The sequence below is a fragment of the Pseudomonas sp. NPDC087342 genome (assembly GCF_044744265.1).
GTDB lineage: Bacteria > Pseudomonadota > Gammaproteobacteria > Pseudomonadales > Pseudomonadaceae > Aquipseudomonas > Aquipseudomonas nunensis.
Window position 1 is genome coordinate 263,794 of record NZ_JBIUXZ010000006.1, and the last position, 14,782, is coordinate 278,575.

At 62.0% G+C, this 14,782-nt stretch carries 14 protein-coding genes; 13 read left to right on the forward strand and 1 reads right to left on the reverse strand.

Annotated elements, in window-relative coordinates:
• Positions 1–9: 9 nt before the first annotated feature.
• The gene (locus tag ACIOYV_RS16415; RefSeq protein ID WP_401325157.1) at positions 10–525 is read right to left on the reverse strand and encodes a flavin reductase family protein; all 516 of its coding nucleotides are present in this window, start codon (positions 523–525) and stop codon (positions 10–12) included.
• 1,035 nt (positions 526–1,560) lie between these two features.
• Here ACIOYV_RS16415 and ACIOYV_RS16420 point away from each other — a divergent pair.
• The 13 genes from ACIOYV_RS16420 to ACIOYV_RS16480 all read left to right on the forward strand — a co-directional run bounded on the left by ACIOYV_RS16420 (position 1,561) and on the right by ACIOYV_RS16480 (position 14,733).
• The gene (locus tag ACIOYV_RS16420; protein ID WP_401325160.1) at positions 1,561–2,745 is read left to right on the forward strand and encodes a flavin-dependent monooxygenase; all 1,185 of its coding nucleotides are present in this window, start codon (positions 1,561–1,563) and stop codon (positions 2,743–2,745) included.
• A gap of 123 nt (positions 2,746–2,868) precedes the next feature.
• Positions 2,869–3,990 (forward strand): LLM class flavin-dependent oxidoreductase, encoded by a 1,122-nt coding sequence (locus ACIOYV_RS16425; protein ID WP_401325163.1) that lies wholly within the window; start codon positions 2,869–2,871, stop codon positions 3,988–3,990.
• Positions 3,991–4,335: 345 nt separating this feature from the next.
• Positions 4,336–5,232: a VOC family protein gene (locus tag ACIOYV_RS16430; RefSeq protein WP_401325166.1), complete on the forward strand. Its 897-nt coding sequence runs from the start codon at positions 4,336–4,338 to the stop codon at positions 5,230–5,232.
• Positions 5,233–5,243: 11 nt separating this feature from the next.
• Entirely contained in the window at positions 5,244–6,125 is an 882-nt protein-coding gene (locus ACIOYV_RS16435; RefSeq protein WP_401325169.1) for a CoA transferase subunit A, read from the forward strand.
• A 12-nt stretch (positions 6,126–6,137) separates the two neighbouring features.
• Complete coding sequence (locus ACIOYV_RS16440) at positions 6,138–6,926, forward strand: CoA-transferase subunit beta (protein ID WP_401325172.1); 789 nt, start codon at positions 6,138–6,140, stop codon at positions 6,924–6,926.
• A 25-nt stretch (positions 6,927–6,951) separates the two neighbouring features.
• Positions 6,952–7,824, forward strand: a complete 873-nt coding sequence (locus tag ACIOYV_RS16445; RefSeq protein WP_401325175.1) for an enoyl-CoA hydratase — start codon at positions 6,952–6,954, stop codon at positions 7,822–7,824.
• Between the two features lie 2 nt (positions 7,825–7,826).
• Positions 7,827–8,894 carry an NAD(P)H-dependent flavin oxidoreductase gene (locus ACIOYV_RS16450; protein ID WP_401325230.1) on the forward strand — a complete coding sequence of 356 codons (1,068 nt, stop codon included), beginning with the start codon at positions 7,827–7,829 and terminating at the stop codon, positions 8,892–8,894.
• An 11-nt stretch (positions 8,895–8,905) separates the two neighbouring features.
• Positions 8,906–9,661 carry an enoyl-CoA hydratase family protein gene (locus ACIOYV_RS16455; protein WP_401325178.1) on the forward strand — a complete coding sequence of 252 codons (756 nt, stop codon included), beginning with the start codon at positions 8,906–8,908 and terminating at the stop codon, positions 9,659–9,661.
• A gap of 10 nt (positions 9,662–9,671) precedes the next feature.
• Positions 9,672–10,838: an acyl-CoA dehydrogenase family protein gene (locus ACIOYV_RS16460; protein ID WP_401325181.1), complete on the forward strand. Its 1,167-nt coding sequence runs from the start codon at positions 9,672–9,674 to the stop codon at positions 10,836–10,838.
• 10 nt (positions 10,839–10,848) lie between these two features.
• A complete protein-coding gene (locus tag ACIOYV_RS16465) occupies positions 10,849–11,904 on the forward strand; it encodes an acyl-CoA dehydrogenase family protein (RefSeq protein ID WP_401325184.1) in 1,056 nt (351 codons plus the stop codon).
• A 192-nt stretch (positions 11,905–12,096) separates the two neighbouring features.
• On the forward strand, positions 12,097–13,245 hold the full coding sequence (locus tag ACIOYV_RS16470; protein WP_401325187.1) for an acetyl-CoA C-acetyltransferase: 1,149 nt from the start codon (positions 12,097–12,099) through the stop codon (positions 13,243–13,245).
• Positions 13,246–13,271: 26 nt separating this feature from the next.
• Complete coding sequence (locus ACIOYV_RS16475) at positions 13,272–14,147, forward strand: SDR family oxidoreductase (protein WP_401325190.1); 876 nt, start codon at positions 13,272–13,274, stop codon at positions 14,145–14,147.
• 76 nt (positions 14,148–14,223) lie between these two features.
• On the forward strand, positions 14,224–14,733 hold the full coding sequence (locus ACIOYV_RS16480; protein ID WP_054617268.1) for a DUF1993 family protein: 510 nt from the start codon (positions 14,224–14,226) through the stop codon (positions 14,731–14,733).
• Positions 14,734–14,782: the final 49 nt, after the last annotated feature.

Below are 14,782 nucleotides of genomic sequence, written 5' to 3' on the forward strand. Positions count from 1 at the left end.
TTTCTGGCCTCAGCCGGCGACGGCGAAGGAGGGGACGGGGTTGGCGGTGGTGGTGTAGCTGCCGTCGAGGTACACCAGTGGGGTGATGGTGTCGCTGGTGTGTATTTGCAGGATGCGTCCGATGAAGACGGTGTGGGTGCCGTAGCTGAAGTGGCCGTCCTGGCGGCAGATGATCGCCGATTGGGCGTCGCCCAGGTAGGGGATGCCGCCGGCGCTGGTGAGCCAGTTGCCGCGGTCGAACCGTGCTTCGCCTTTGATGGCGCCGCTGCACAGGTGGGCGAGGTCTTGTTGGTCGATGCCGAGGATGTTGACGCAGAAGTCGGCGCCGGTGGCCAGCGCTGCGTGCGGTGAGGCGGTTTTGTTGACGCAGATAAGTAGCGATGGTGGTTCGGTGCTGAGGGAGTCGACGGCTGTGGCGGCCATGGCGAACCGCTCGGAGCCGTTGCTGGTGCTGATGATGGTGACTGATTTGGCCAGGCGGCGCATGGCCTGGAGCATGTCGGCTTTCAGATTGATGTCGTTCATTGCACTAGCCCTTTCGTTGTGCCTGGAGTGCGATGGATTCTTGCTCTTGCTTGTGTCGGGAGCATCGTCCGAGGGGACTAGGCCTTGGCGGCCTCTGGGCCGACCAGGTTGTGGGTGGTGGGGTGTATATCCGTTGCTGCGGTAACGGCCGCTAATGGTTTCGCCCTTACGGCGAGTCCCTTTGGCAAACGCCCCAAAGGAACCAAAGGTCTCGCCCCGGCGTCCGGCCCCTCGCTTAGGCTCGGCGTTCCTTCGTTCCGGTATTCATCTGGGGGCATCGCCTACGGTCGGCTTCGCTTCGACCTCCTCTCGATGTGTGCGGCTTCGCCGCACGGCGCTACGCGCCCACCCCCCAGCTGAACACCTCCACTCAGCCTCCCGAAGGGGCGGGCAGGGCAAGATCAAGAGCAGGCGAGCTAACGCTCGGCCTAATGAGTGGTGAAGAGCGGGGCGGTGTACGCCGCTCTGATTTTGATGTTGTAGGAGCGAGGCTTGCCCGCGAAGGCGTCTGCCAGCTAACCCATCCCTCCCGAACGTACTCGGCCCAAATTGTAGGAGCGAGCCTGCTCGCGAAGGCGCCCTGACAACCAACCCATCTCTCCCGGATGCACTCGATCAATTTGTAGGAGCAAGGCTTGCCCGCGAAGGCGTCCTGCCGGCTAACCCATCCCTCCCGAACGCACTCGGCCCAAATTGTAGGAGCGAGGCTTGCCCGCGAAGGCGTCTGCCAGCTAACCCATCCCTCCCGAACGTACTCGGCCCAATTGTGGGAGCGAGCCTGCTCGCGAAGGCGCCCTGACAACCAACCCATCTCTCCCGGATGTATGCATTCCCCCGTAGTAGCTGCCGAAGGCTGCGATCTTTTGATCCTGCTTGGTTTTTCGCGGTTTTCCACTCGACATGGTCCGTTTGAGGGATGTCCGCTGCGCTGTGCATTGTTTGAATACCGCGGTGGAGGCGAGCGCCGCTGGTGCTGCATCCGCCCCGCTGCACGCGCGCCCCGGCGGATGGGGTGACCAGAGGAGAACAATAAAAATGCTCAACCAAGACCTGATTCGCCAGCGTCTGAGCCAACGTGCCCGCGAGTTGGTGCCGATTCTGCGTGAACGTGCCCCGCATGCCGCGCAACTGGGCCAATTGTCTGAAGAGACCCTGCGCGATTTCCACGATGCCGGGTTCTTTCGCATCCTTCAGCCGTCGCGCTGGGAAGGTTATGAGCTGGAGCCCAAGGACTTTTTCGAAGTGCAGATGACCCTCGCCGAGGGCTGCATGTCTTCGGCCTGGGTGCTCGGTGTGGTCGCGATCCATAACTGGCAACTGGCGCTGTTCGATGACCGCGCGGCGCAGGATGTCTGGGGCACCGATTCCAGTGTGCTGATTTCTTCTTCCTATATGCCGGTGGGCAAGGTCGAGCGGGTCGAGGGTGGTTTCAAATTGAGCGGGCGCTGGGGGTTTTCTTCTGGCAGCAAGCATTGCGACTGGGTCTTCCTCGGCGCGCTGGTGCCGCCTGCGGAGGCGGGTGGGGCGCCGGATTACCGGACTTTCCTGCTGCCGCGCAGTGACTACCAGATTCTCGATAACTGGAATGTCATGGGCCTGGAAGCCACCGGTTCCCACGACATTCTGGTGGAAAACGCCTTCGTGCCGGAGTACCGCACGCACCGGGCCTTCGACGGTTTCATGCAGGACAGCCCAGGCAATGCGGTGAACACCGCGCTGCTGTTCCGACTGCCGTTCGGGCAGATTTTTGTGCGCGCGGTGTCGTCGTCGGCCATCGGCGCGCTGCAAGGTGCAGTCGATCAGTTTATCGAGCACAACCGTGCGCGGGTCGGGGTCAACGACGGTCGCAAAATGGTCCAGGACCCGGCCGCGCAATCGGCACTGGCCAACGCCATGGTCTGCGTTGATGAGTGCAAGACCGTGTTACTGCGCAACTTCGCTCTGATGCTGCAGCGGGCGCAAAACGCCGAACCGTTAAGCATGCCGGAGCGGGTGAAGATGCGTTACGACTCGGCGCTGGTGGCCGACAAATGCGCCAAAGCGGTTGCCGAGCTGATGTTCAACAGCGGCGCCTCGACGATCTTTCGCGGGCACGCAATCAATCGGGCGTTTCGTGACATTCACACCGGTCGTGCCCACGTTGCCAACAACCCGGCCAAGTACGCCTGGAACCTCGGCGGCGTGAGCATGGGCTCGGACAGTAACGACTTTTTTCTCTGACCTTTTGCACCTGAATCAGCTAGTCCGTTTGCGTGATTCGAGCGCCGCTTTGATGGCCGAGCATGGGCCCAAGGCGTAGGTCTCAGGCGCCGACTGCGCATTTAATAGACACAAGGATCAACCATGAAATTTTCCCTGATTTACGAAGCCCAGACGGTGGATTCCAGCCGCGAAGGTGACCGCCGGATTTTCGAAGACACGGTCGAGCAAGCGGTGCTGGCCGACAAGCTTGGTTTCGACACGTTCTGGTGCGTGGAACACACGGCGCTGAGCAACTACTCGCACATGTCTGCGCCGGAAACCATGCTGGCGTTCGTCGCCGGCAAAACCGAGCGCATTGGCATTGGCCACGGCGTGGTCTGCCTGCCACCGGCAATGAACCACCCGGTGAAAGTGGCGGAACGCATTGCCACCCTCGACCTGTTGTCCAAGGGTCGTGTGCACTTTGGCGTTGGCAAGGGCGGCACTCAACAGGAGGCCGGCACCTTCGGTTATGACCTGGCGACGTTGCAACCGCAGATCGACGAGATGATGTACCTGATCCCGAAGATGTTCGTGCAGGACGAAATCGAGCATAACGGCGACTTCGTGCAAATCCCGAAACGACCGATCCATCCCAAGCCTTATCAAGACCCGCACCCGCCGATGTACCTGGCTTGCACCAACACCGAGTCGCTGAAAAAGGCCGGTGGTCGCGCCATGGGTGCGTTGGTGCTGGGCTTCGGTGGCCCGGAAGAAATCGCCAAGAAGGTCGAGGTTTATCACGAAGCCTTTGATAGTCGCGATGAGAAGCAGCAGGTGGGTTTCCGTCCCAATCGCCACATCGCCGCGTTGTGCCCGGCGATTGTGCTGGAAGACAACGAAGAGGCGCGTCGCATTGGTATTCGTGGCCAGCGTTACTTCATGGAGTCGTTGGGTTACTGGTACGGCGGAGGCGAACGTCCGGACCCGGAGAAGTGGAAGGACGACACCTTCGTCGATGGCAACGGCCAGAGCGTGATCAAGTCGCGCTTTGCCTCGGAGGAAGTCAGCGTCGATTTCTCCGACCCGACCATGGCCATGATGAACCCCAACCACGCCTACGGCACGGTCGAGGATTGCATTGGTTACGTGCAGCGACTGATCGATGCCGGTGCCGACGAGATTCTGTTCATCTGCCAGATGGGCACCGTGCCGCAGTGGGCGCAGTTGGAGACCTTGCGCAATATTGGCGAGAAAGTGATTCCACATTTTCGTAAGGCGTAAAGCTCGACACTCAAGCAATTGAACACCGCATCCCCTCCCTGTGGGAGCGAGCCTGCTCGCGAAGGCGGCCTCACATTCAACATCGAAGTTGACTGTCATGGCCTCTTCGCGAGCAGGCTCGCTCCCACAAGTTCACCAGCACCCACAATCCCCCGTAGGAGCTGCCGAAGGCAGCTCCTGCAGGTATCCCTCACTGTCCGTTTTCTTATCCCTGAGCCATCCATTCCCGCTAGTCCCATTGGACGATGTTGGCGCTCCTCGAACCCGCTTGAATAGCCCTACATAAAGTCTCCCCCGGCCATCGCCGAAGGGTGGCTCGGCCTGACAAAAACGAGGAGTGCATCCATGGATATCCGTGGTCTGGGTTACGTCACCCTGTTATCCCGCGACCTGGCGCAATGGCGTCAGTATGCAAGCCAGGTGCTGGGCATGATGGTTGTCGGCAACGATGACGATGAGCGCCTGTACCTGAAAATGGACGAGCGCCACTACCGCATCCTGGTGCAGAAAAGCGCCGACAACGGCTTCGGTGCCTGCGGCTGGGAAGTGGCGGGCAAAGCGGCCCTCGAACAGGCAGTCCTCGACCTGCAACAGGCCGACGTGCAAGTCACTCGCGGCACCGTGGCCGAAGCCGAGCTGCGTAAAGTTCAGGAACTGGTGCACTTCAGCGACCCGGATGGCAATCGCCACGAACTGTTCTGGGGTCCGTTGCAGGACTTCGCACGCTTCGTTTCACCGGTCGGGGTCAAGGGTTTTGTCACCAGCGAGCTGGGCATGGGCCACGTGGTATTGCCGGCGCCGAGCTTTGAGCGTTGCCGGGATTTCTACGAGCAGGTGCTCGGTTTCGGGCTGTCCGACTTGATGAAAGTGCGCTTCACCCCGGACCCGGCTGAGCCGCAAAAGCGCATTCACTTCCTGCACTGCAATAACGGTCGGCACCACTCGCTGGCGATTTTCGAGTGCCCGATGCCCCACGGTTGCGTGCACATGATGGTTGAGGTCAACGCGCTGGACGAAGTCGGTCGAGCGCTGGACCGGGTGCACGCCAATGGCGTGAAGCTGTCGGCCACTCTCGGTCAGCACACCAACGATCAGATGATCTCGTTCTACATCAAAACGCCGTCCGGGTTTGACCTGGAATACGGCTGCGATGGCCTGGTGGTCGACTGGGATCGCCACACCCCGTTTGAAAGCACCGTGGTCAGCCACTGGGGCCACGATTTCAGTGTCGGCCGCCAATGAGGAAGATGACGATGGACAAGCGAATGACCACGGCCGAGATGGTCGGCCAACTGCGTGACGGCATGACCATCGGCATCGGTGGCTGGGGGCCGCGACGCAAACCTATGGCGCTGGTGCGCGAAATTCTGCGCTCGGACCTCAAGGACCTGACCGTGGTCGCCTACGGCGGCGCCGACGTCGGCATGCTCTGTGCGGCCGGCAAGATCAAGAAACTGATCTTCGCCTTCGTCTCCCTGGATTTCATTCCATTGGAACCGTACTTCCGCAAGGCCCGCCAGGAAGCGGCGCTGCAAGTGATGGAAATCGACGAAGGCATGCTGCTGCTCGGGCTGCGAGCGGCGGCGATGAATGTGCCGTTTATTCCGACGGCGGTGGGCCTGGGCACCGATGTGTTGCGCCACAACCGCCAGATCAAGCTGATTGCCTCGCCGTATGCCGATGGTAAGAATTGGGTCGCCATGCCGGCGCTCAAGCTCGATGCGGCGCTGATTCATGTTGATCGCGCCGATATCCGCGGGGTGTGCCAGATCAGCGGTCCCGATCACTACATGGACGACCTGTTCGTGCGGGCCGCGAACCACAGCTACGTCACCTGCGACGAACTGCTCGACAGCGAGGCTTTCCATGCCGACCCCGGGCATGCGCATCAAGTGTTCTGGGAACGCAACCTGACCACTGCGGTGGCCCACGTGCCGGGCGGGGCGCATCCGTCATCTTGCGCGCCGCTGTACGGTTTCGACGTGGCGCACTTCAAGGCCTACAACGCTTCGGCCCAAGCCGTCGATGGCTGGCAGAACTATGTCCGCGACTACGTCGACTGCACCCACGAACAGTACCTGGACAAGGTCGGCGGCCTGGCTGCGATTCATCAACTGCCGTTGCCGATTTTCTGAGGGAGCCTTGCGATGAGCACTACTACTTACAGCCTCGCCGAACTAATGATCTGCGCCGCCTCCGAGGCCTGGCGCGACGACGGCGAGGTGTTGGCCAGCGGCATCGGCGTGATCCCGCGCCTCGCCGCCTCACTGGCCATGCTCAGCAGCAATCCGCAGCTGCTGATGACCGACTCCGAAGCCTACATGGTCGCTGAACCGGTGCCCTTGGGCGCGCGCAACGGCTATCAGCCCAAGCGCGATAGCTGGATGGGGTTCTCGCGGATTTTCGACAACGTCTGGGGTGGCAAACGCCATGCGTTGGTCGGTCCGACCCAGATCGACCGTTTCGGCCAGGCCAATATTTCGTGCATCGGTGACTACGCCAAACCCAAGGCGCAGATGCTCGGGGTGCGCGGTTTTCCCGGTAACTCGATCAGCCACGCCAATTCCTTTTGCGTGCCCAGCCACAACCGTCGGGTGTTCGTCGAAGGCGAGGTCGATATGGTCGCTTCGGTCGGCTACAACCCGGCGCGTCTGGCGCGGGGCTGGTCGCTGGACGACATTGATATCCGCCTGATCATCACTGACCTCTGCGTGCTGGATTTCCAAGGTCCGCTACGGCAAATGCGCATTCGCTCGCTGCACCCCGGCGTCACCGTGGCTGAAGTCCAGGACAACACCGGATTCGAATTGCATGTGCCGCAAGACTGCCCGACCACGGCCGCACCGACTGCCGGGCAACTGCAACTGATCCAGCGTCTGGACCCGCACAACCTGCGCGCCACTCAGCTCAAAGACAACCCGCCAGGCCAACGCTGAGCGCCCCCGGTTTTGGAGAAAAGTGATGGCTGAACATAACGACAAGAACGAGGCCGAGGTGGTGCTCTACGAAGTGCGCGGTGCGGTGGCTCTGGTCACCATGAACCGCCCGGAGTACCACAACGCGCAGAACTCGCAGATGACCTACGCGCTGGACGCGGCGTTTCGCCGGGCCTGTGATGACGATGAGGTGAAAGTCATCGTGCTGCGTGGCGCGGGCAAGCATTTTTCCGCCGGGCATGACATCGGCACTCCGGGCCGCGATGTGCATCAGACGTTTGATCGCGCGAGCCTTTGGTACGACCACACCAACAAACCGGGTGGCGAATTTCTCTATGCCCGGGAGCAGGAAGTCTATCTGGGCATGTGCCGGCGTTGGCGCGAAATGCCCAAGCCGACCATCGCGATGGTCCAGGGCGCGTGCATCGCCGGCGGGTTGATGCTGGCCTGGGTCTGCGACCTGATCGTCGCCAGTGAGGATTCTTACTTCGCCGATCCAGTGGTGCGCATGGGCATTCCCGGCGTTGAGTATTTCGCCCATGTGCATGAGTTGAACCCGCGCATTGCCAAGGAGTTTCTGTTCCTTGGTGAGCGTATGCCGGCGGCGCGCGCCTACCAGATGGGCATGCTCAATCGGGTGGTTGCCCGGGATGCACTGGAGCAGGAAACCCTCGATATCGCCGGGCGCATCGCACAGATGCCGCGCCTCGGTCTGCAACTGAGCAAACAAGCGGTCAACAACGCTGAAGACCTGATGGGCAAGCGCGCGACCATGGACATGGTGTTCGGTCTGCACCACTTCGCCCATGCCCACAATGAACTGGTGTCCGGGGACCGTCTCGGCGGTTATGACGCCAAGGCCATGGCCAGTTCGCAACGCCCATCGGGTGGGGCATGAACATGGCCATTTCGCTGAATACCCGTTTGACCGAGTTGCTCGGCTGCCGCTATCCGATTATCCAGACCGCCATGGGCTGGGTCGCCGACCCGAAACTGGTGGCGGCGACGGGCAATGCCGGTGGCTTCGGTTTTCTCGCCGGGGCGACCATCGAACCGCAACGAATGGAGGCGGCAATCCTCGAAACCCGGCGCCTGACCGACCAGCCGTTCGGGGTCAATTTCCATATGTACCAGGCCAACGCCAGCGACATCGTCGAGTTGGTCTTGCGCCACAAAGTGCGTGCGGTCAGTTACAGCCGTTCGCCCGGCAAGCAGATGATCAGCCGTTTGAAGGACGCAGGCGTGGTGTGCATTCCCACCGTCGGTGCGCTAAAGCACGCGCAAAAAGCGGTGGAAATGGGCGCCGACGCGGTGACCGTGCAGGGCGGTGAGGGCGGTGGGCATACCGGCTCGGTGCCGACTTCGTTGTTGCTCGATCAAGTGGTCAATGCGGTCTCGGTGCCGGTGGTGGCGGCGGGTGGTTTCAAGGATGGCAACGGTCTGGTCTCGGCCCTGGCCTACGGCGCCGAAGGCATTGCCATGGGTACGCGTTTTCTGATGTGCGCCGACAGCCCGGTGCCACAGGCGACGTTGGCCCGATACCTGGCGGTCAATGACCCGGCGACGATCATCATCAGTCGCGCCATCGACGGCATGCCGCAACGGATGATCCGCAACGAATTGCTCAACCAACTCGAAGCCAGTGGCGGTCTCAAGCGTTGGTTGCTGGCGGTACAGAGTGGCCTCGCTTACCGCCGTCACAGCGGCATGAGCTTGATTCAACTGCTGGCCAGTGCACTGAAGATGCGTGGCAGCGGCGAGCTGACGGCCGCGCAAAGCCTGATGGCCGCCAACGCGCCGATGGTGATCCAGAAAGCCATGGTCGACGGCCAACCGGCGGTCGGCGTGCTGCCCGCCGGGCAGATCGCGGCCTCCATCGACAGCTTGCCCAGCTGCGCCCAATTGATTGAGCAGATCGTGCGCGACGCCGAAACGCGTCTGGGCGAACTGTGTCGCCGTGTGTCGTGAAGGGGAAAGGCATGAAACCATTTAGCGTCAGCATCGATAACGGCATTGCCGAGCTGGTGTTCAACCAGCCACCGGTCAACGCCTTCAACTGCCAGGGCTGGGCCGATATCGCCAGCGAGATCGACTGTCTCGGTCGCGACAGCACGGTTCGAGTCATCGTGATTCGTGCCGAAGGTCGCGGCTTTTGCGCCGGGGTCGACATCAAGGAACTGGCCGCCGATGGCAACCTGATTGTCGCGGTGAACAAGGGCAACTACGACAGTTTCAAGGCGATCCACCGCAACCCGAAACCGGTGATCGTTGCGGTGCACGGCTTTGTGCTGGGCGGCGGTATCGGCATCTGTGGCGCCGCCGACATCCTGGTGGCGTCCGAGTGCGCCACCTTCGGCGTGCCCGAAGTGGATCGTGGTGCGATGGGCGGCGGCGCGCATTTGCAGCGGCTGTTCCCGGTGCAGAAGGTGCGGCACATGTACTTCACCGGCGAGATGATCGACGCCACCGAGGCCTGGCGCCTCGGAGCGGTGGAGCGCGTGGTCAAGCGCGAGGATCTGCGTGAGGCCGCGCTGCAGATCGCCCGCGCCATCGCCGCCAAGAGCCCGGCGATGATCAGCCTGGCCAAGGAAGCGCTGAACGGCATCGAAGACGGCCATCTGGAAGACAAATACCGCTGGGAGCAGGGCTTCACGCTTGAAGCCTATCGCTCACTGGACTCTCAGGAAGCACGCGACTCGTTCGTCGAGAAACGCGATGCCCGATTCAACGGCTAAGGGCACTCTCATGGACCTGACTTACACACCGGCCCAGCAAGCTTTTCGCGCTGAAGCGCGAACCTGGCTGGCGGCCAATGTACCGCGCGCTGCGCTGCAATCGTTCGACACCGAGCAAGGCTTTGCCGAGCACCGAGCCTGGGAAGCCCGGCTCAACGAAGGTCGCTGGGGCATGGTGACCTGGCCGACCGAACTCGGCGGGCGCGGTTGCGACCTGATCGAGTGGCTGATTTTCGAAGAGGAATATTACCGCTCCGGCGCCCCGGCACGGGTCAATCAGAACGGCATCTTCCTGCTCGGCCCGACGCTGATGGAATACGGCAGCGAGGCACAGAAAGCGCGTTTTCTGCCGCGCATGGCCACGGGCGAAGACATTTGGGCCCAGGCCTGGTCCGAGCCGGGTGCCGGTTCCGACATGGCGGCGATTCGCTCGAAGGCCGAACGGGTGGGCGACCACTACGTGATCAACGGCCAGAAAACCTGGTCGACCCGGGCCGTTTGGGCCGATTGGGTGTTTGGCATTTTCCGCACCGACCCGCACTCGCAACGCCATCAAGGCCTGACCTTTATCCTGCTGCCGCTCGACAGTCCGGGGATCACTGTACGGCCGATTCCACAACTCAATGGTTTGCCGGGTTTCGCCGAAATCTTCTTCGACGACGTCAAGGTCCCGGTGGAAAACGCCCTCGGTGGCGAGGGCATGGGCTGGCATGTGGCGATGTCCACAGCCGGTTTTGAACGTGGATTGCTGCTGCGCTCGCCGGCACGTTTTCAGGAAACCGCCCGGCGCCTGGTGCAGCTTTACCAGGCCAACCGCGAGCAGGCCGACCGCGATCCGGCGATTGGCGAGGCGGTGATGCGCGCCTGGCTGGACGCCGAGGCTTACACCTTGAGCACCTACATGACCGCCTCGCAATTGGTGCAGGGCGGCAAGATCGGCGCGGAATCCTCGACCAATAAAATCTTCTGGTCGGAGCTCGATCAGCGCATGCACGACACCGCCATGAGCATTCTCGGCCTGCGCGGCGAGCTGCTGCCCGAAGCGCCGGCCGCCGGTGATGTCGGCCATTGGCTGGAAGGTTTTCTGTTTGCCCAGGCCGGGCCGATCTACGCCGGCACCAACGAGATACAACGCAACATCATCGCCGAACGCATGCTCGGCATGCCGCGTGCCTGAGGAATAAACCATGGACTTTAGTTTCAGCCGCGACCAGTTGCTGTTTCAGGACAACGTCAGAAGTTTTCTGATCAACGAAGTCACCCCGGAACGCCTTCGCGAACTTTGGCTCAGCGACAGTGGGCGCAGCGATCAATTGTGGGCGCAATTGGTGGCGCTGGGTCTGACCGCGCTGACCGTACCCGAGGCGCATGACGGGATGGGCATGAATGAGCTGGATTTCATTCTGCTGGCCCAGGAATGCGGTTATGCCGGTTTGCCCGAACCGTTGGTGGACACAATGCTGATCGGCGTGCCAATGCTCGCTGCCCTGGATGAAAGCCATGCGGAGCTCAAGCATCTGTGGCTGTCGCGTGTTGCCGAAGGTCGCGCCCGGTTGGCGGTTGCCGAGCCGGGCAACCCGCTGGTCAGCGATGCCCACGTCGCCGATCTGCTGTTGCTGGCTCATGGCGATGAGGTGCATGCGGTTGAGGGTGACGCCGTGCGACTGACCCGCAACGTGTCAGTCGATCCCAGTCGCCAGCTGTTTCAGGTCGACTGGACGCCGACGAGCGCCACCTGCGTGGCTACCGGTGAACAGGGCCGGCGCTTGTGGGCCGCGGCCTTCAACCGTGGTGCATTGGGCACTGCTGCGCAATTGCTTGGGCTGGCCAAACGCATGGTCGACCTCGCGGTGGATTACACCTTTGAACGCAAACAGTTCGGCAAACCGGTCGGTTCGTTCCAGGCGGTCAAGCATCTGATGGCTAACGTCGCGGTGCAGATCGAGTTCGCCAAAGGGCCGCTGTATCGCGCGGCGTATGCGCTGGCCGAGCAACAACCGGGGCAGGACGTGCTGGTGTCGCACGCCAAACTGGCGACGGCGGAAGCGGCCCTGCTCGCCGCGAAAAACACGATCCAGGCCCACGGCGCCATGGGTTACACCTGGGAGGTCGACCTGCATCTGTTCATGAAACGGGCCTGGGCGCTGGACAAGGTCTGGGGCGATCGCGGCCGGCACAAGGGGCGAATCCGAACGGCGCTGTTTGAGGCTGACCACGCCCTGGGTGCCGGCAACACTTTCTGATGGCAATGCGAGGCAGTCCAGCTGAAAAGACACTGTGGGAGCGAGCCTGCTCGCGAATGGGCCATCAGGTTCAAAATTGATGATGACTGCCTCGTCGCTTTCGCGAGCAGGCTCGCTCCCTCAGGGATTTCGGCACCCTTACTGACTGGCATTGGCCAATGTGCCTGACTTCAACTTACCCCGAGATAGACCATGCCTGAAGCCTATATTGTCGATGCCCTGCGCACGCCCACCGGCCGGCGCAAGGGTGGATTGAGTCAAATTCACGCCGCCGATCTGGGCGCCCATGTATTGCGCGCGCTGGTCGAGCGCAACGACATTCCCGATGACCATTACGACGATGTGATCTTTGGTTGCGTCGACACCATCGGCCCGCTGGCCGGGGACATCGCCCGCACCAGTTGGCTGGCCGCCGGGCTGTCGCAGTCGGTGCCCGGCACCACCATCGACCGCCAGTGTGGTTCGTCCCAGCAAGCGGTGCACTTTGCTGCGCAAGCGGTGATGAGCGGCACTCAGGATGTGGTCGTTGCCGGTGGCGTGCAAACCATGACCCAGATTCCGATTTCCTCGGCGATGATCGCCGCTGAACCCCTGGGTTTCAGTGACCCGTTCAGCGGCTCCGAGGGGTGGGTCCGGCGCTACGGCGCGCAACCGCCGACGCAGTTCCGTTCGGCGCAGATGATTGCCGAGAAGTGGGGATTGTCCCGCACGCAACTGGAAGCTTATGCCCTGGAGTCCCATCAACGGGCCTTGCGGGCTATTGAAGAGGGGCGATTCAACCGCGAAATCGTGCCTCTGGCCGGTGTCCTGCACGACGAAACGCCGCGCCAGACCAGCCTGGAAAAAATGGCCGAGCTGGAGTGTCTGTTTGGCTGTGACCGGGTGACGGCAGCGGTGTCCAGCCAGACCTGCGATGCGGCCAGCGCCATGCTGATCGTCTCGGAGAAAGCGCTCAGGCGTTACGGGCTGACGCCACGTGCGCGTATCCATCACCTGAGCGTGCGCGCCGAAGACCCGATCTGGATGCTCACCGCACCGATCCCGGCGACCGCTTATGCGCTCAAACGCGCCGGCATGCAGTTGGACGACATCGATCGCGTGGAAATCAACGAAGCCTTCGCGTCGGTGGCCATGGCGTGGCTCAAGGAAACCGGCTATCCGCACGATCAGACCAACGTCAACGGCGGCGCGATTGCCCTCGGCCATCCGTTGGGCGCCACCGGCACCCGGTTGATGTGCAGCCTGCTGCATGAACTGGAACGCAGCGGTGGGCGCTTCGGTTTGCAGACCATGTGCGAAGGCGGCGGCCAGGCCAACGTGACGATTATCGAACGCTTGTAAGCGATGCAGTTGAGGGGAACAGCAACATGAAAATCTGTGAGAACCGCGTAGTGATCATCACCGGCGCCGGCGGTGGCTTGGGCCGGGCCTACGCACTGGCCTTCGCTGCCGAGGGCGCAAAAGTGGTGGTCAACGATATCAATCGTGAAGCGGCATTGGCCGTGGTCGGTGAAATTCTGGGGCAGGGCGGCAGTGCCGTGGCCAACAGTGATGACATCACCCGCTATGACGCTGCGGCGCTGATCGTGCGCCAGGCGATTGAAACCTTCGGTGGGCTGAACGTGGTGGTCAATAACGCCGGCATCTGCCGCGACCGCATGTTCGCCAGCCTCACCGAAGCCGATTGGGACGCCGTCGTCGCGGTGCACCTCAAGGGCCACTTCTGTATTGCCAGCCACGCGACGCGCTATTGGCGTGAACAGGCCAAGGGCGGCGCGGTCGTGAACGCGCGGATCATCAACACCAGTTCCGGCGCCGGTTTGCAGGGTTCCATTGGCCAGTCCAACTATGCGGCGGCCAAGGGCGGCATTGCTGCGTTGACCCTGGTTCAGGCAGCGGAGCTGGGGCGTTACGGGATCACCGTCAACGCCTTGGCCCCGGCCGCGCGCACTGGCATGACCGAGCAAGTGTTCGCCGAGACGATGAAAAAACCTCAGGAGGGTTTCGATTACTTCGCCCCGGAAAACGTTGCGCCGCTGGTGGTCTGGCTCGGGTCTGAAGCGTCCGGGGACGTGACCGGGCAGATGTTTGAAGTCGAGGGCGGCAAGTTATCGATAGCCGACGGCTGGCGTCGCGGCCCGCAACTGGACCGCGCGGGCCGTTGGGCGGTCGGCGAGATGGCGCAAGCGGTTGCGCAACTGATGGCGCAAGCCGTTCCAGCCGCGAAGGTCTACGGCAGCTGAAAAAGACCCGTCGCAGGAGGGGCGCGCATGGCTATAATCGGCCGACGTTTCCCTCCTGTTACCACACGAGACTGCCATGACTATTTCTTTGTACGCCGCTTCCGTCCCGGTTTTCCAACAACTGCTCAACGCCCTGAGCGATGTGCTGAACAAGGCTGAAGCCCACGCTACCGCCAAAAACATCGACCCGAACGCTTTCCTGCAAGCCCGTCTGTACCCGGACATGTTCCCGTTGGTGCGCCAAGTGCAGATCGCTGTTGATTTCGCCAAAGGTGTTTCTTCGCGTCTGGCCGAAGTTGAAGTGCCGAAGTACGAAGACACCGAAACCACCTTCGCCGAGCTGCAAGCGCTGATCACCAAGGTTCTGGCCTACATCGGCGAGATCAAGCCTGAGCAGATCGACGGCAAGGAAGGCATCGAGATCGTTACTCGTCCAGGCACGCCGAAAGAGAAGCGCTTCAGCGGCCAGGCTTACCTGCTGAGCTACGGCTTGCCGCAGTTCTTCTTCCACGTCACCACCGCTTATGCGTTGCTGCGTCACAACGGTGTGGAAGTGGGCAAGCGCGATTACATGGGCGCGTTCTAAGCCGTCCAGGCAATAAAAAGCCCGCCAAGGTTTGCGCCTTGGCGGGCTT